Annotated in this window: 12 protein-coding genes; 9 read left to right on the forward strand and 3 right to left on the reverse strand. The window is 61.5% G+C overall.

Annotated features, from left to right (window positions below; genetic code table 11):
* The first annotated feature begins 550 nt into the window (after positions 1 to 550).
* The 3 genes from ATY29_RS15775 to ATY29_RS15785 all read left to right on the forward strand — a co-directional run bounded on the left by ATY29_RS15775 (position 551) and on the right by ATY29_RS15785 (position 2,524).
* The gene (locus ATY29_RS15775) at positions 551 to 1,054 is read left to right on the forward strand and encodes a PTS sugar transporter subunit IIA (protein WP_097536852.1); all 504 of its coding nucleotides are present in this window, start codon (positions 551 to 553) and stop codon (positions 1,052 to 1,054) included.
* A gap of 17 nt (positions 1,055 to 1,071) precedes the next feature.
* Positions 1,072 to 1,509, forward strand: a complete 438-nt coding sequence (gene rnk, locus ATY29_RS15780; protein ID WP_025417384.1) for a nucleoside diphosphate kinase regulator — start codon at positions 1,072 to 1,074, stop codon at positions 1,507 to 1,509.
* A gap of 118 nt (positions 1,510 to 1,627) precedes the next feature.
* Positions 1,628 to 2,524, forward strand: a complete 897-nt coding sequence (locus ATY29_RS15785; RefSeq protein WP_097536853.1) for a universal stress protein — start codon at positions 1,628 to 1,630, stop codon at positions 2,522 to 2,524.
* Between the two features lie 209 nt (positions 2,525 to 2,733).
* Here ATY29_RS15785 and ATY29_RS15790 read toward each other — a convergent pair whose 3' ends face one another.
* Complete coding sequence (locus ATY29_RS15790; protein ID WP_003567707.1) at positions 2,734 to 2,958, reverse strand: DUF1674 domain-containing protein; 225 nt, start codon at positions 2,956 to 2,958, stop codon at positions 2,734 to 2,736.
* 110 nt (positions 2,959 to 3,068) lie between these two features.
* Between ATY29_RS15790 and htpX the strand changes: the two genes are divergently transcribed.
* The 4 genes from htpX to purH all read left to right on the forward strand — a co-directional run bounded on the left by htpX (position 3,069) and on the right by purH (position 8,980).
* Positions 3,069 to 4,031 carry a zinc metalloprotease HtpX gene (gene htpX / locus ATY29_RS15795; RefSeq protein WP_097536854.1) on the forward strand — a complete coding sequence of 321 codons (963 nt, stop codon included), beginning with the start codon at positions 3,069 to 3,071 and terminating at the stop codon, positions 4,029 to 4,031.
* On the forward strand, positions 4,022 to 5,410 hold the full coding sequence (locus tag ATY29_RS15800) for an RsmB/NOP family class I SAM-dependent RNA methyltransferase (RefSeq protein WP_097536855.1): 1,389 nt from the start codon (positions 4,022 to 4,024) through the stop codon (positions 5,408 to 5,410). The genes htpX and ATY29_RS15800 overlap by 10 nt, the downstream gene beginning before the upstream one ends.
* Positions 5,411 to 5,594: 184 nt before the next feature.
* Positions 5,595 to 7,268, forward strand: coding sequence for a heparinase II/III family protein (locus ATY29_RS15805; RefSeq protein WP_025417380.1), 1,674 nt, complete (start codon positions 5,595 to 5,597; stop codon positions 7,266 to 7,268).
* A 95-nt stretch (positions 7,269 to 7,363) separates the two neighbouring features.
* Complete coding sequence (gene purH, locus ATY29_RS15810) at positions 7,364 to 8,980, forward strand: bifunctional phosphoribosylaminoimidazolecarboxamide formyltransferase/IMP cyclohydrolase (protein ID WP_003567699.1); 1,617 nt, start codon at positions 7,364 to 7,366, stop codon at positions 8,978 to 8,980.
* A 31-nt stretch (positions 8,981 to 9,011) separates the two neighbouring features.
* Here the strand turns inward: purH and ATY29_RS15815 are convergent, their stop codons facing one another.
* Entirely contained in the window at positions 9,012 to 10,400 is a 1,389-nt protein-coding gene (locus tag ATY29_RS15815; RefSeq protein ID WP_003567698.1) for an MFS transporter, read from the reverse strand.
* 25 nt (positions 10,401 to 10,425) lie between these two features.
* Positions 10,426 to 15,201, reverse strand: a complete 4,776-nt coding sequence (locus tag ATY29_RS15820) for an NAD-glutamate dehydrogenase (RefSeq protein ID WP_097536856.1) — start codon at positions 15,199 to 15,201, stop codon at positions 10,426 to 10,428.
* A gap of 275 nt (positions 15,202 to 15,476) precedes the next feature.
* Here ATY29_RS15820 and pdxY point away from each other — a divergent pair, with 275 nt between their 5' ends.
* A complete protein-coding gene (gene pdxY, locus ATY29_RS15830) occupies positions 15,477 to 16,352 on the forward strand; it encodes a pyridoxal kinase PdxY (protein ID WP_003567694.1) in 876 nt (291 codons plus the stop codon).
* A gap of 71 nt (positions 16,353 to 16,423) precedes the next feature.
* Complete coding sequence (locus tag ATY29_RS15835; protein ID WP_097536857.1) at positions 16,424 to 17,065, forward strand: carbonic anhydrase; 642 nt, start codon at positions 16,424 to 16,426, stop codon at positions 17,063 to 17,065.
* The last annotated feature ends 67 nt before the right edge of the window (positions 17,066 to 17,132 follow it).

The raw sequence follows: 17,132 nt of genomic DNA on the forward strand, positions 1-17,132 counted from the left end.
TTCCGGCAAGATCATGCGCCGCATCCTGCGCAAGATCGCCGAAGACGATTTCGGTGCGCTTGGGGATACTTCGACGCTCGCCGATCCGGCTGTTGTCGACGACCTGATCGGCAACCGGCAAAATAAGGCAGGTAGCGGCGCGTGACACGGACCAAGCATCGGAACTGAAAATAGCCATTGGATTTGATATCGTTCCCCCGGGCACCCAAATCCAACGGCATCTCCCATCTCTGCGGCTGTTATAGCGAAGAGAAGCAGCCGCAGATCCGCCCAATGATCCGTCAGGATGACGCCCTTGTGGCCAAGTCAAGGCGCTTCTGCGGGCGGGCATGTGCTTGATTTCAAGAATTCAGTCCCCATGTTTCAGTTATCATGAATATAACGGTGACATGGCGGGAGCCTCAACGCCTCAAAGCAGGCCTCTAACCCGGACGCGAACTCTCCTGGCGTCGCGTCCGGGCAGCCATTCTCTCAACTAAAATGCGAGACGCAGACGGAGTGCCGAAATGCGCTGCGATCGTAGTCGCGCGTAATCGGCTCAGAGGCGACCATGATGACCTTCAGAAACCTGCCGCCAGAAAATATTACCCTTGACCTCGCGACAAAGGGGAAGCACTCGGCGCTCGCCAAGATCGCTACAAGAATTGCACAGAGAACCGCGCTCGATCATCGGATGGTTCTTCGCAGCATTTGGCGGCGTGAGAGACACGGCTCGACCGGCATCGGCCATGGTATTGCCGTCCCACACGCCTTACTGCACCCGATTTCGTCGCCGGTGACTTGGTTCACGCGATTGGCGCCTCCGATAGATTTCAAAAGTTCCGACCTCAACCCCGTCGATCTGGTCTTCACGATCCTTTGGCCGCGCTCGCAGGCTCACACATTCCTGCCCGCGCTTTCGCAACTGTTTCGTTTCGTGCGGGCGCCGCTCTTCCGAGAGGAGCTTCGGCTGGCCCGATCCGCCGATGAGGTGATGGCGATCCTGCAGAGCGAGGCGTGGGCAAAAAACCAGAGACCGCGGGCCATGGCCGCTCGAAGGGTGGCGGTAAGTTGAACTAGGAGACCGAAAAAATGAAAACTCACAGCCAGACCCCACGAAAGCCCCCAATCGTAATCGGCGACACGGATTATCGGCGATTGAACAAACTTGCGCTTGCCGCGGCAGACCGCCTTCCCGAGATTTCCGATGCCCTTCTGCTTGAGCTCGAACGCGCACGCGTGGCTTCGGACAGCTCAGTGCCTGAGAAGGTCGTTCGGATGGGATCGGCAGTCGAATATAAAACTGACGCCGGGGCTCAACGCATAGTCACGCTCGTATTCCCGGAAGATGCCGACATTTCTGAGGGAAAAATATCCATCCTGACCCCCATCGGCACTGCCCTTCTCGGCCTGTCCACGGGTCAAACAATGGGCTGGACCGCACGAGACAACAGCCAGCACAAGCTCACGGTGTTGGCAGTGAACGAAGATCGGGCGGAAGCGAAGGCGTCCGTTCGTCCGGGACGCTAGGCGTTCCTGCACGACGTAGAGAACGGTCATCGCCGACGTTCGGACCTCGGCACACCTGCCGCTGACGCGTCGGCTCTGCATGGATAGGCCGCCGCGCCCCAGATGATAGGAGCGAAAGATGCTGAATTCTTCACCGGTAGTGGCGAGCGAGCGCATCGTTCACAGACTTCCGAGTCATATCGTGCTTGCAACTGACTTCACTGCGCGGTGTGATCGCGCGCAAGATCGCGCAGTACAACTTGCCATGGAATGGAATGCTAGTCTCACGGCCGTTCATGCGATCGACGATGGCAGCTTGAGTGCCGAGCCCTTGGCCCGCCTCGCCTCCCAGGCTGCTGCGCGCCGAAACGCACGGCGGCTGCGCGAGGAGCTGGCAACGATGAATCTTCGCTCGTCCGTTCAATTCGATATCGGAACACCAGCAACAGTCGTCCAGACAGTGGCGGCGAGAGAGCGGGCCGACCTGATCGTTACCGGTCTTACGACAAGCATGCTATTGGGTGATCTGCCGTTTGGAAGCACCCTCACTGCTTTGACGCGGTCGTCTGCTGTTCCAGTGCTTGTGGTAAAGAAGAAGGTCATGGACGGCGGCGCACGAACGCTCCTGGCCACTGACCTGAGCGCCTCGTCCAGGCCCGCAATGCAGGTTGCGCTGCGCTGGTTCCCCCATGCCCAACTCGGACTATTCCACGCGTTCGATCCGCCGTACCGAATGTGGGCGGAGGACAAGGCGAGTTATGCACGCCATTTCGAACAGTCCGCCCTCGACGAATGCACCAGGTTCGTCACGGAAGCCGCTGGTGAGGCTTTGCAGAACAGGTTCGATGTCAGCGTCAGATGTGGCGACGTGGTACATGCTCTCCGCCTGCTGGTGGATGAGGGTGACGTAGACCTCGTCATTACCGGGACCCATGGCCGCGCCGGCGTCGCCAATCTTCTTTTGGGCAGCGTAGCATCTCGTATTGTTAACGAGATCCAAAGCGATGTGCTTGTGGTCCCGAATAGCCTTGATTGATCTTCTGCGTGGATGGCAGCTGGAGGAGGTTTATCCCAACTCTGAAATCGTTGGAACATTTCCGTTTTCTTCGACCGGCAAAACAAGGCGACCGCCTGATAGATGAAGCCGCTCCGGTTTTGTTCGCGGAGCGTCTCCCTGTCGTACATTGTAGCTTGCGGATTTCGTCCTACTCGGATGAAGGCTGGCGGCCAGTTTTTTCGATCCGTTCAAAAATCGATTGCCCGGCCGTTGATCTCGTAATCGCCGAAGCGGGCCGGCTCGGCGCCGCCGCGGCCGCCGGTTTCTGGCGGCAGCTCAAGCGGCTTCTGGTTCCTGCGCCGCTCCTCGGCTTCGGCAAGGGCGCGCCTGGCAGCCGGGGACAGCACCTTGCGCGGCGGCTCCGATCCCTCGGCCGTCGGCATTTCGCTATTGTCGTTGTCGGCTTCCTGCATGGGCTTCTCCTGCCGGAAATATTGAAAATGGCTGGTGAATAACCAAATCATAATGCGCCGATGCCGCGATTGAAAGCTTGTGACGGCGAAATCAGAGATGGAGATTCGCAATGAACCTTGTTCGCACTGCCATGTTGCTTGCCTTCATGACGGCGCTTTTCATGTTTGTCGGTTTTCTGATCGGCGGTCGGTCCGGCATGATGATCGCCTTCGTCATCGCCGCCGGCATGAATTTCTTCTCCTATTGGAACTCCGACCGCATGGTGCTTTCGGCTTATCGCGCCCAGCAAGTCGACGAGCGCAACGCGCCGGAATTCTTTGCGATCATACGCGATCTCGCCCGCAATGCCGGCCTGCCGATGCCGAAGGTCTACCTCTACGACAGCCCGCAGCCGAATGCGTTTGCCACCGGCCGTAACCCTGAAAATGCCGCCGTCGCCGCGTCGACGGGCCTGCTCCAGGCATTATCTCCAGAGGAAGTCGCCGGCGTGATGGCGCATGAGCTCGCTCACATCCAGAACCGCGACACGCTGACGATGACGATCACGGCCACGCTTGCCGGCGCGATCTCGATGCTCGGCAACTTCGCCTTCTTCTTCGGCGGTAATCGCGAAAACAACAACAATCCCCTCGGTGTCGTCGGCGTTCTCGTCGCGATGATCGTGGCGCCGCTTGCCGCCATGCTGGTGCAGATGGCGATCAGCCGCACACGCGAATATTCGGCCGACCGCCGCGGCGCCGAAATCTGCGGCAATCCGCTCTGGCTGGCTTCGGCACTCGGCAAGATCGCCCGCGGCGCTGCGCACGTGCCGAACGAGGATGCCGAGCGCAACCCGGCGACGGCGCATATGTTCATTATCAATCCGCTCTCCGGCGAGCGCATGGACAATCTGTTTTCGACGCATCCGAACACGGAAAACCGTATCGCTGCGCTCCACGACATGGCGCAGGGCGGCATGAACGTCTCGACGCCGCCGGTTCGGGCTGCTAATCCGTCGCGCAAATCGCGCTCTGTTCCGGATACGGGTCTTGGTCGCGGTGGTTCACAACCGCCAAAAGGTCCATGGTCTTGAATTCAGACGGCACTAAGAAACCATTCCGCAAGCATAAGACCGCCGCCGAGCGATCCACGCCGGCAAAACCGGGCCTGCAGGCCCGGGCTGCGGCGGCAAAAATTCTCGCCGCCGTCGTCGACCGCAAACTGCCGCTCGACGGTGCTCTCGACCATGAACACGGCAATCCGGCCTACAAGGCGCTCGGCGAAAACGATCGGGCGCTGGTCCGCGCCATTCTGAATACGACACTGCGCCATCTGCCGCGCATCGATGCCGCGATTGCAGCACTGCTGGAATCCCCGCTCCCGGAAGGCGCGCGGGCACTGCACCATGTGCTCGCCATCGGGGCGGCGCAGATCCTCTATCTCGACGTACCGGATCATTCGGCCGTCGATCTTGCCGTCGAGCAGGCCAATCAGGATCCGCGCAACCGGCGTTTCGCCAAACTGGTCAATGCCATTCTTCGCCGGCTCGGCCGCGAGAAGGCTGAGGTGCTAGAAGAGATCGGCAAGGTCTCGCCGATGCCGACCTGGTTCATCGCCAGGCTGGAAAAGGCCTATGGCCGGGACACGGCGCTGGCGATTTCGGAATCCCAGCTCGAGCCGGCGGCGATCGATCTGACCGTCAAGTCCGACCCCGAAGGCTGGGCAAAGCGGCTGAACGGCGTTGCCCTGCCAACCGGCGGCGTGCGGCTTGCCGCCTTCGATGGCGGCATCCCTTCGCTCGAAGGCTTCGACGAGGGCGCGTGGTGGGTGCAGGATGCGGCAGCAAGCATCCCGGCCAAGCTTTTCGGCGATCTCTCGGGCAAACGCACCGCCGATCTCTGCGCCGCGCCCGGCGGCAAGACGGCGCAGCTCATCCTTGCCGGCGGAACGGTCACCGCCCTCGACCAGTCGGAAAGCCGGCTCAGACGGCTGCGGTCGAATCTCGACCGGCTTGGCCTTCAGGCTGAAACCATCGTGGCGGATCTGACGACATTCGAGCCGGCGGAGCGTTTCGACGCGATCCTGCTCGATGCCCCCTGCTCGTCCACCGGCACGACACGCCGGCACCCCGACGTGCTGTGGACCAAGGGAGCTGAGGATATCGCCAGGCTGGCGGCACTGCAGGAACGGTTGTTGCGGCACGCGCTGACATTGCTGACGCCTGATGGAACGCTGGTTTTTTCGAATTGCTCGCTCGATCCCGCCGAAGGCGAAGAGGTGGTCGCCCGTGTCCTTGCCGATACGCGTGGGATCGAGCGCGTTCGGATCGATGCCGGTGGTTGGCCCGGCCTCGAAGCGGCGATCACGCCGCTCGGCGAATTCCGCACGCTTCCCACCATGCTGAAAATGCCGGATGGCATCGCCTCGGGCCTCGACGGTTTCTACGCGGCCGTGCTGCGGCGGATGACCTGATTGCAAGCCCACGCGAGTCGCGGCAAATTTCCCTATGGAAGACGTGTCCCATCCGCGCATGGCGTCGGATGAAAGACGTTAATGTGCGTATATTCGAACATTGTTACGAATTAATTCATTGTGGGCGATGAAATCGGCCGCTTTTCACCTATTCTTAACCACGAGGGTCAATAGACAATAGAATATGCAGTCCGGTCGGCGTTTTGCGAGCATGTATGTTCGGGAGGCTTGGCGGCGCGCCTTGCGCCGCGTCGCGTTGCTGCGCCTAAAACTCTTCCGCCATTCGATCAAGGTGCCCGAGCGTCTGATCGTCGCCCCGACCGATCTGCGCAGCATCGATTCGCATGTGGCCGACGAGATCCTCAACGGACGGTTTCTAATGGCCGGGCGGATGCTGGAAACGGGTGGAAAGTCACCCTTCACTTTCACTCTGCCCTCGCGCCCCTTCGCGATCCGCCTTCACAGCTTCGGCTGGCTGCGGCACATGCGGGCAAACAAGTCAGAGCGCAGTTCGACCGCCGCCCGGGCGATCGTCGACAGCTGGCTTTCCATTCATGCCGGCCGCATGGAGGGCATTGCCTGGGAGGTCGACGTCACCGCCCAGCGCGTCATCGCCTGGCTGTCGCATTCGCCGGTGGTGCTGCAGAATGCCGACCGCGGCTTCTATCGCCGCTTCATGAAGTCGCTGGCGTTCCAGGTAAGGTTCCTGCACCGCATGGCACCCTATACGCTGGGCGGCCTAGAGCTATTTCGGCTGCGAATCGCGCTCGCCATGGCCTCCGTCGCCATGCCAGCTCGCGCATCCACCCTCAGAAGGGCGGCGCAGGCGCTCGACCGCGAATTCGATAGCCAGATTCTGCCGGATGGCGGCCATATCTCGCGCAATCCGCGCGTCGGGCTGGAACTGCTGCTCGATCTGCTGCCGCTCAGGCAAACCTATGTCAATCTCGGCCATGACCTGCCGCAAAAGTTGATCTCCGGCATCGACCGCATCTATCCGGCATTGCGGTTCTTTCGCCATCAGGACGGGGATCTGGCGCTGTTCAACGGGGCCACCTCGACGCTGGCAAACGAGTTGATCTCGGTGCTGCGCTATGACGAGACCGCCGGCCAGCCGTTCAAGGCTTTGCCACAGTCGCGCTATCAGCGGCTTTCCGGCGGAAAAACAATCATCATTGCTGATGCCGGCACGCCGCCTTCGGGCGGCGCGCTGCGGACCGTGCATGCCGGCAGCCTGTCCTTCGAAATGTCGTCCGGCCGCCACCGCTTCATCGTCAATTCCGGCTCGCCGAAATTTGCGGGACACCGCTATGTCCAGATGGCGCGCACGACGGCGGCGCATTCGACCGTCATTCTCAACGACACCTCGTCCAGCCGTTTTTCGCCCTCGCCCTTCCTCAATCACGCGATTACCGAACCGGTTAAGACCGTCACCGTCGAACGTGCCGAAACCGAGGATGGACGCGACGGCATCAAGCTCAGCCATGACGGTTATGTCAGGGCGTTCGGGGTGCTGCATGAGCGGGAACTGACACTCAATGCGGCAGGCTCGATCGTGACCGGTCGCGACCGGCTCGTCGTTCGAGAGGGCTATGAGCATGACGAGCCGCTGAAGGCTGTCGCCCGTTTTCATATCCATCCCTCGATCGTCCTGCATCAGAGCGATAGCGAGTCCGTGCTGCTGACGGCGCCGGACGGCGAGAGCTGGCTGTTCTCGGCACCCGGCAATGAGGTGCTGATCGCCGAGGACATCTTCTTTGCCGACAGCTCCGGCATTTGCGGCTCGGACCAGATCGAGATCGACTTCGACCTTGCCGAGAAGACGGAAATCCGCTGGTTTTTGTCCCGCAAGGGATAGCACCTGTTTGCGCGGCGGCGAAGCTGTGCTAACGCGGCCTCAGAATGCGAACGTCCCTCGCGGATGTCTCCCGAAGCCCGAACGGAGTTGGTTTCATGGCCGTCATTTCCAAGAAGATCCCCGCCCCCGACAAGGTCGAAATCAAGACCGCGCTTCTCTCCGTCTTCGACAAGACCGGGATTGTCGAACTCGCCCAAGCTTTGTCTCAGAAAGGTGTGCGGCTACTGTCCACCGGCGGCACATACAAGGCGATCGCCGCTGCCGGCCTTGCCGTTACCGATGTCTCCGAAATCACCGGCTTTCCCGAGATCATGGACGGGCGCGTCAAGACGCTGCATCCGACGGTGCATGGTGGCCTGCTGGCAATCCGCGACGATAGCGACCATCAGGAAGCGATGAAAACGCATGGCATCGAGGCCATCGACCTTGCCGTTATCAACCTCTACCCCTTCGAAGAGGTGCGCGCGGCCGGCGGCGACTACCCGACGACCGTCGAGAATATCGATATCGGCGGCCCGGCGATGATCCGTGCATCGGCCAAGAACCATGCCTATGTGACGATCCTGACCGATCCCAATGACTACGCCGAGTTCTCGGAGCAGTTTTCTGCGGATGACGGCAAGACCGCCTATGCCTTCCGCCAGCGCATGGCCGCCAAGGCCTATGCCCGCACCGCCGCCTATGACGCGATGATTTCCAACTGGTTTGCAGAGGCGCTGTCGATCGATACGCCGCGCCACCGGGTTATCGGCGGGGCGCTGAAGGAAGAGATGCGCTACGGCGAAAACCCGCACCAGAAGGCGGCCTTCTATGTTACCGGTGAAAGGCGCCCGGGGGTTTCGACGGCTGCCCTTCTGCAGGGCAAGCAGCTCTCCTACAACAACATCAACGATACCGATGCCGCCTACGAACTGGTCGCCGAATTCCTGCCGGAGAAGGCGCCGGCCTGCGCCATCATCAAACATGCCAATCCCTGCGGCGTCGCCACCGGATCGAGCCTGGTAGAGGCCTATCGGCGGGCGCTTGCCTGCGACAGCGTTTCCGCCTTCGGCGGCATCATCGCGCTCAACCGGATACTGGATGCCGAAACCGCCGAGGAGATCGTCAAGCTCTTCACCGAAGTCATCATCGCGCCTGATGTTACCGAGGAAGCGAAGGCGATCGTCGCCCGCAAGCCGAACCTGCGGCTGCTGTCAGCCGGCGGCCTGCCCGATCCGCGTGCTGCGGGCCTGACGGCGAAGACGGTTTCCGGCGGCCTGCTGGTCCAGAGCCGCGACAACGGCATGGTCGAGGATCTGGAACTCAAGGTCGTCACCAAGCGGGCGCCGACCGCGCAGGAGCTTGAGGACATGAAGTTCGCCTTCAAGGTCGGCAAACATGTGAAATCGAATGCCGTCGTCTACGCCAAGGACGGCCAGACGGCCGGTATCGGCGCCGGCCAGATGAGCCGCGTCGATTCCGCCCGTATCGCGGCGCTGAAGGCCGAAGAGGCGGCCAAGACGCTCGGCCTTCCCACGCCGATGACGCATGGCTCGGCAGTCGCCTCCGAAGCTTTCCTGCCTTTCGCCGACGGCCTTCTGTCGATGATTGCCGCAGGGGCGACGGCGGTCATCCAGCCGGGCGGCTCGATGCGCGACCAGGAAGTCATCGATGCCGCCAACGAACACGGCGTTGCCATGGTCTTCACCGGCATGCGCCATTTCCGTCATTGAGTGCGGGCGCCCGGCCCGACGGGGCCGGTTGTCATGCCCGATCGGCCGGATAGGGTGTGCGGATGAGCAGCACCAGCCCGCCGGCGAGGAACAGAATCAGCGTTGCCATGCCAAGCCGGGGTGATCCGCTCAGATAGGTCACCAGCGAAAAGAGCAGCGTCGCCATGAAACTCGTGGCGCGCCCTGAAAGCGCGTAGATGCCGAAGTAGCGGCCGGCTTCCTCCAGGCTGACGCTGCGGGCGAGATAAGAGCGCGACGAGGCCTGCACCGGCCCGAAGGCGAGCCCGATCAGCAGGCCGTAGAGGATATAGGCCTTCTCCGCCGCAGTGCCGAAGAGGCCGCCGGAATCCGCCGTCGGCAGCGCCACCAGCCCGAACAGCGTGTAACCCGGCCCAGTCGAGATGATGCCGATGGTGGCGAGAAGCAGCATAGTGAGGCTGATGACCACGGTCACCTTCGAACCGACACCCTTGTCGATGCGGCCGGCGATCAGGCAACCGAAAATGGCGACGACATTCAGGATGATGCCGTAGATGCCGATCTCGATCGTCGCCCAGCCGAACATGCCGGCCGCGAAGATACCGCCGAGGATCAGCAGGCCGTTGACGCCGTCCTGGTAGATCATGCGAGCGACGAGGAATGTCAGGATGCCACGGCGCTCCCTGAGTTCGCCAAGCGTGTTTTTCAGATCCCGCAGGCCGGCGCGGACGGCGGTGCCGAAGGGAAGACCCCTGCCGACATCCGGCGTGAAGAGGAACATCGGCAGGATGAAGATCAGATACCAGACGGCCGAGATCGGCCCGGTGATGCGGGCATCCTCGCCGGTCTTCGGATCGAGGCCGAAAAGCGGGTCGAGGCCGAGGATGGTCTTACCGCTCTCGGGGCTCGCCGCTAGCAGCGTCACGACCGCGATCAGCACGATCATGCCGCCGAGATAACCGAGCCCCCAGGCGGTGTTGGAGAGCTTGCCGACCTCGTGCTTTGCGACCAAGCGCGGCATCATCGAATCGTTGAAGACGATCGAAAACTCGGCCGAGATCGAGGCAAGGATCATGAAAATGACCGGATAAAGCACCGGCGAACCGGGGGCGGCGAACCATAGGCCAAAAAGGCTCGCGATCTTGATGATCGCGAAGAAGCCGATCCAGGGTTTGCGCGCGCCCGACTGGTCGGCGATCGAGCCGAGAATGGGTGACAGCAGGGCGATGATCACCGAGGAGATCGTCGCCATGTTGCTCCACGTCGTCTGCGCCGAAACCGGGTCATCGGTCAGCCGAGAAACGAAATAAGGCCCGAAGATAAAGGTGGTGACCACGGTAAAGAAGGGCTGAGCGGCCCAATCGAAGAACATCCAACCCCAGATGCCCTTCTCCGTGGCTTTCGGCGGCTGCGTCCCTGTCCAGTCAATGCGATTCAACATCCGCTCCCTTTTGCAGCGGACTGTCTCACCTCCCCCGGTCGCGCGCAAGATCGGTCAGGATACCTGCAGCAACGGTAATACGCGCAAGAGTGGGATCGCCGCTGTCGCTGAGGCTCGAAAGCTCTTCGACGATGCGGTTGATGCGAATGCGGTCCTGTGCATGCCAAGCCTGAACCGGAAGCTTCTCTTTGCCATGGTCGGACAGGGCGGAGATGACGATATCGCGTCTGGCGCTGGCGATCTGGTCGATGCTGCGGGCAAGCGCTAGGTTCTCGTAATGGTCGGAGGTGAGAATCCGTCCGCCGGCTGCCAGCAGCCGGGCAATACGGAAGGTCTGTGACACCGCGAAGTAGTTCTCGGCGGCACGCACCAGGGGCTCGCCGGTGCGTTCGGCAATCTGCATGATTTCAGGCACCAGCGCGAAACTCTGAAGGTTGGCAATCTCGGCTGCGAGCTTTTCGGGCACGCCCGCTAGGACGTATTCCGCCTGGCGTGCGTCGGCATCGACGGCCGACTGTTCGGCCAAGGCAGGTTTCAGTTTCTTCAAGGCGGCCTGCAGCCGGCTAATCACTTCGGCCATATCCGCTTTGGTCATGCCGGTCTTCAAGAGCAGGCGCGTCAGTACGATGAAGCTATGGCTGATTTCTTCATAGATGCGGTTCTGTATCTCGCCGGAAACCCTGCCGTCCAGCGTATCTGTTTCGGTCCAGAGCCGGTTCAGATCGAAACCGTCGCGGGCGACAATCGCGGCGCGCACAACTTCCGGTGCCGACGCCGCCGTTGCGTCCATCATGGCGACTGTGAAGCTCGGCCCGCCGCGGTTGATCGCCTCGTTGGCAAGCACCGTCGCGATGATTTCGCGCTTCAGCCGGTGGCCTGATATATCGCCGGCATTCGACTTCTGCATCTTGACGGGGAAATAATTGGAAAGCGTCGCGGTGAAATAAGGATCCTCGGGCAGGTCGCTGGCTGCAAGCGCATCGAAGAGCACGATCTTGGCATAGGACACCAGCACGCCGATTTCCGGCCGGGTCAGGGGCTTGCCGGCGGCATAACGTTCGGCCAGCGTCTGCTCGTCCGGCAAGGTCTCGACCTTGCGGTTCAGCTGGCCGGCGCTCTCGAGCACGCTCATGAAACGGCCAAGCTCCAGCCCGTTGGCCGTGCCCTTGCGTTCCGTCAGCGAGATCGCCAGCGACTGCAGGTAGTTGTTGCGCAGCACCAGCGTCGCCACCTCGCTGGTCATCGAGGAAAGCAGCTGGTCGCGTTTTGCGCGGGTCAGGCGTCCGTCATGCATGGCGGCTGCCAGCGCGATCTTGATGTTGACTTCGACGTCCGAGGTGTTGACGCCGGCGGAGTTGTCGATGGCGTCGGAATTGCAGCGCCCGCCCTTGAGACCATAGGCGATGCGGCCCTTCTGGGTGACGCCGAGGTTTGCGCCCTCGCCGATCACCTTGGCGCGCACCTCGACCGCGGTGACGCGGATCGGGTCGTTGGCGCGGTCGCCGACTTCGGTGTCGGTTTCGGACGTCGCTTTCACATAGGTGCCGATGCCGCCGAACCAGAGCAGGTCGACCGGGCTCTTCAGGATCGCCGTCATGATCTCGAAGGGCGTGGCGACAGTCTTGTCGATGCCGATCGCGGCGACCGCTTCCGGTGTCAGCGTGACCGATTTCATCGCGCGGGAAATGATCATCGCACCCTTGGAGAGCACACTTTTGTCGAAATCCTGCCAGCTTGAGCGCGGCAGCTCGAAGAGCCGCTGGCGCTCGGCGAGCGTCTTTTCCATGTCGGGATCGGGATCGATGACGATATCGCGGTGATCGAAGGCTGCTATCAACCGGATCTTCGGAGAGAGCAGCATGCCGTTGCCGAAAACGTCGCCGGACATGTCGCCGACGCCGGCGACTGTGAAGGGCGTCGTCTGGATGTCGATGTCCATTTCGCGGAAATGGCGTTTAACGGTTTCCCAGGCGCCGCGGGCAGTGATGCCCATCTTCTTGTGGTCGTAACCGGCCGAGCCGCCGGAGGCAAAGGCATCATCCAGCCAGAAGCCGGCTTCCTGCGCCAGCGCATTGGCGGTGTCGGAGAAGGTCGCGGTGCCCTTGTCGGCGGCGACCACGAAATAGGGGTCGTCGCCGTCGAGCCTGACGGTATCCTTCGGCGGCACGATTTCGGAGCCCGATATATTATCGGTGATCGACAACAGCGTGCGGATATAGGTCTTGTAAGCCTCGCGGCCGGCATTGAAGATCTCGTCACGGCTGCCGCCGACGGGGAGTTTTTTCGGGTAGAAGCCGCCCTTGGCGCCGACCGGCACGATGACCGCGTTCTTCACCTGCTGGGCCTTGACGAGGCCGAGCACTTCGGTGCGGTAATCCTCGGCGCGGTCTGACCAGCGCAGGCCGCCGCGCGCCACCTTGCCGAAGCGCAGGTGCACACCTTCGACTTCGACGCCGTAGACGAACATCTCGCGGAAGGGTCTCGGCTGCGGCAGCCCGTCGACCAGTTTCGGATCGAGCTTGAAGGCCAGCATCGGCTTCGGCGAACCATCCGGGTTCTTCTGGAAATAATTGGTGCGCAGCGTCGCATCGACGATATTGACGTAGCGGCGCAGGATACGGTCGTCGTCGAGGCTCGGCACGTCGGCAAGCTCGGCCTCGATCGCCTGGTGCAGTTCGGCCAGCTTCTTCACCCGGGCCTTTTCCGAGAGGCTGGTGTCAAGCGTGCTATGGAATAGCCGGAAAATGGCGGCGGCAACTGCAGGATATTTGTCGAGTGTCGTTGCGATATAGTCCTGCGAGTAGGCGATGCCGGCCTGGCGGAGATAACGTGCATAGGCGCGCAGCACATTCGTCTCGCATGCCGAGAGCCCGGCCGAGAGGATCAGCCGGTTAAAACTGTCATTGTCGATCGTGCCGGCGAAGGCGGCGACGAAGGCTTCCTCGAGGGCGGCGCCATAACGCTGCAGATCGATGTCACGGCCATTGCGGGCCTCAAGCTCCATATCATGCAGCACGACGAGTTTCGTTTCGCCATCGGCGACCGGCACCCCGATGTCGAAGGTGCGTTCGCTGACGACATTGAAACCGAGATTCTCAAGAAGCGGCACGCGGCGCGACAGCGCCAACTGGCCGCCGGCGTGGAAGATCTTCAGCGAGAGCGTTCGGCCCTGCTCTTCCTGACGATGATAGAACTGGATGCGAAGCGGCTCACCAGAGGCGCAGGCGCCGATATCGGCGAGGTCGGCTACGGTTTCTTCAGGCGTGAAGGAATCCTGGAAGGCCTGGTCGACCGATATCTTCGGCGCCTTTGGTCCGGCCAGCGCCTCGAAACGGTCGTCCCAGCGGGCGGTGATCTCCCGGATCACCTGCTCCAGCTTTGCCTGCGGAATGCGCGGCGTTTTGCCGCCGGAGCGGCCGATGATGAAATGCACGCGCGCCACGCCGCCTTCCGGAAAAGCCGGGTAATAGGCAGAGACACGACCGTCAAAGACGGTCTTCAGATAGGTACCGATCCGTTCGCGGACGATCGAATCATATTCCTCGCGCGGCACGTAGACGATCACCGAGACGAAGCGGTCGAAATGGTCGATGCGCGGCAGGACGCGCACACGCGGCCGGTCGGCCAGATCGTTGATCTGTTCGGCAAAACTGGCAAGCAGCGTGGTGTCGATCTGGAAAAGGTCATCGCGCGGATAGGATTCCAGCGTGTTGTCGAGCATGCGGCCGGAATGGCTCATCGGGTCGAAGCCGAAATGTTCCTTCACCTTCTCGATCTTGGAACGCAGCAGCGGGATTTCCGAGGCGAGCGACGTATAGGCCGTCGAAGTGAAAAGCCCGACGATGCGCAGCTCGCCGGTGACGTTGCCGTCGGCGTCGAAGCGTTTGACGCCGACATAATCCATATAGGCTCGGCGATGGACGATGGATTTCACATTCGCCTTGGTGACGATCAGGAAGTCGGGGCCGTCGAGGAAGGCCAGGATCTCAGGCGTCGTCGTCACAGCATCCTTGCCGGTGCGCAGCACCAGCACATCGGGATTGGAGAGGATGCCGAGGCCGGTACCCTTGTCGCGCTCGACCCTGGCATCGGAACCTTTGCCGGAATAGACATATTCACGCATTCCGAGGAAGGTGAAATTCTCGTCGCGCAGCCATGTCAGGAAGGCGACGGCTTCATCGCGATCGACTTTCTTCCGGCTGGCGCCATTGGCTGAGAGTTCGGCGATCACCCCGTCGATCTTGGAAAGCATCGGCTTCCAGTCGGACACCGACAGGCGAACCTGTTCGAGCACGGTTTCGACGCGTTTGACGAGGTCGGCGGCCTGGGCGGAGTTGAGCGGGGCGATATGGAGCTGGATATGGCTGACGCGATTGGCCGGGTCGCTCGGGTGATCGGCGGAATAGAGCCCAGGCGCCTTGCCCTTCTCCACGACCAGGATCGGATGCACGGCCATGAACAGGTCGCGATAGGTGCTCGTCACTTCACCCATGACCGATTCGAACAGGAAAGGCATGTTCCGGTCGGTGACCGACAGCACCGAAACGGCAATGCCATCGGGCGTCACATTGGCGATGGTATCGATGCTGACGCGGGGCGCCTTGCCGTTCCAGGCGGCGAGTTCCTTTGCTGAATGCGCGGCGGAGAGCGCCAGCATTTCAGGCGTATAGAGTTCGAGATCGTCATTGCTGGCCCGTCCGAAGAGAATTTCCGGATCGAGATGCGCTTCGCCCGTCGCCTTGGCGATCTTGCGCGCGCTTTCGATCTGCTTTTCTCGTTTCGGATTGTTTCTGGCAGCCATGAATCGCCTCCCGCAATGGACTGGTTTTCTGCAAGCTAGCAGAAGATTTCGCGAAAAAATCTCTAAAATGCGGCCGTGAGGGATCGTTTTGATGCTTTTTTGGCCCTGAAAATGGGAAATTGTCAGAGATTTTTCCGATTTCGTGGCCAAAACGAACGGGAGGATCCCCTTTTTGTTTTTCGTTTCGCCGCACATTTCCACGCTCACGTGAAGAATGGTTGACAGCGTGACATCAAAAAGATCATCAAACGCGGTCATCATTCGGATCTTGTAGCATGTCGGAAAATGCAGCGGGCGCAGTCATCGTCATCTCCAGTCATGTGGTGCGCGGCTCGGTCGGAAACCGGGCGGCCGTTTTTGCGCTGGAGACGCTTGGTCATCCGGTCTGGGCGCTGCCGACCATCGTGCTGCCCTGGCATCCCGGCCACGGCCGCTCGACGCGGCTGACCTTTGCGGAAGCGGATTTCGACGCGGCGATCGACGATCTGATCCGGGCGCCCTGGATCGGTGAGGTTAGGGCGGTGCTTTCGGGATATTTCGGCAATGCCGCGCAGGCGCGCTCCGTCGCCCGGCTGATCGCTGCGCTCAGGCAAGATAATCCCGATCTGCTCTATGTCTGCGATCCGGTCATGGGCGATCTCGGCGGTCTTTACGTGCCGGAGGCGACCGCGGAGGCCATTCGCGACCATCTCATCCCGCTCGCTTCGCTTGCGACGCCGAACCGCTACGAGCTCGCCTGGCTGTCCGGGGCAGCGCTCGAAGACAACAGCGCGATCATGGAGGCGGCGCTGGCGCTCGGGCCGTCGCGCATGCTCGTCACCTCGGCCGTGCCGATGATGGCAGGGGGAACCGGCAATCTCTATCTTTCCGGCCGTCACGCGCTTCTTGCCGAGCACCGTGTCGTCGAAAACCCGCCGAACGGCCTCGGCGACCTGCTTGCCGCCGTCTTCCTGTCGCGCCTGCTTTCCGGGCTCGAGGACGAAAAGGCGCTGCAGCTTGCCACGGCCAGCGTCTTCGAGGTGCTGGCGCGCGCCGTCAAGCGCGGCAGCAACGAGTTGATGCTGGCGAGCGATGCTTCCAGCCTTTCGACACCGATGGCCATGGTGCAGATGCGCCGGCTCGTACATCCGGCGCAGCGGCGGAAAAAATGACGCATCCGCTCATCCGTTCATTTTGCAGTGCAGCAGTTGATCTTGTCTGCCGCGCGCGCTAATCCAGTAGCATGCAGCGTTTTCCAAATTCCCTTCTGGACGGTTACCGCAACTTCATGAACGGGCGTTATGCCGACGCCCGCGACAGGTATCGACTGCTTGCCGAAAACGGTCAGAGTCCGAGCACACTGGTCATTGCCTGTTCGGATTCACGTGCGGCACCGGAGCTGATCTTCGATGCCGGCCCGGGTGAGCTCTTCGTCATCCGCAACGTCGCCAACATGGTGCCGCCCTACGAGCCGGACGGTCATTTCCATTCGACGTCGGCAGCGCTCGAATTTGCGGTGCAGGCGCTAAAGGTCTCGGATATCGTGGTGATGGGCCACGGCCGCTGCGGTGGCATTCGCGCCGCACTCGATCCGAATGCCGAGCCGCTGTCGCCCGGCGATTTCATCGGCCGCTGGATGTCGCTGGTCAAGCCCGCCGCGGAGCAGATCCAGAGCAATGACGTGATGACGGCCGCCGAGCGGCAGACGGCGCTGGAGCGCGTCTCGATCCGCAATTCGATCGACAATCTCAGAAGCTTTCCCGACATCAAGGCGCTGGAGGAAGCGGGGCAAATGCATCTCCATGGCGCCTGGTTCGATATTTCGACCGGCGAACTCTGGGTGATGGACTCCGAGACACGCGACTTTATTCGTCCCGAAATCTAGGGATCTGCCGCTTTATCAGTTTATTAAGAATTGCTGCTAAGATTGCCGGCAATTGGTCGCGCACGAC

It is taken from the genome of Rhizobium hidalgonense, assembly GCF_002914525.1.
GTDB lineage: Bacteria > Pseudomonadota > Alphaproteobacteria > Rhizobiales > Rhizobiaceae > Rhizobium > Rhizobium hidalgonense.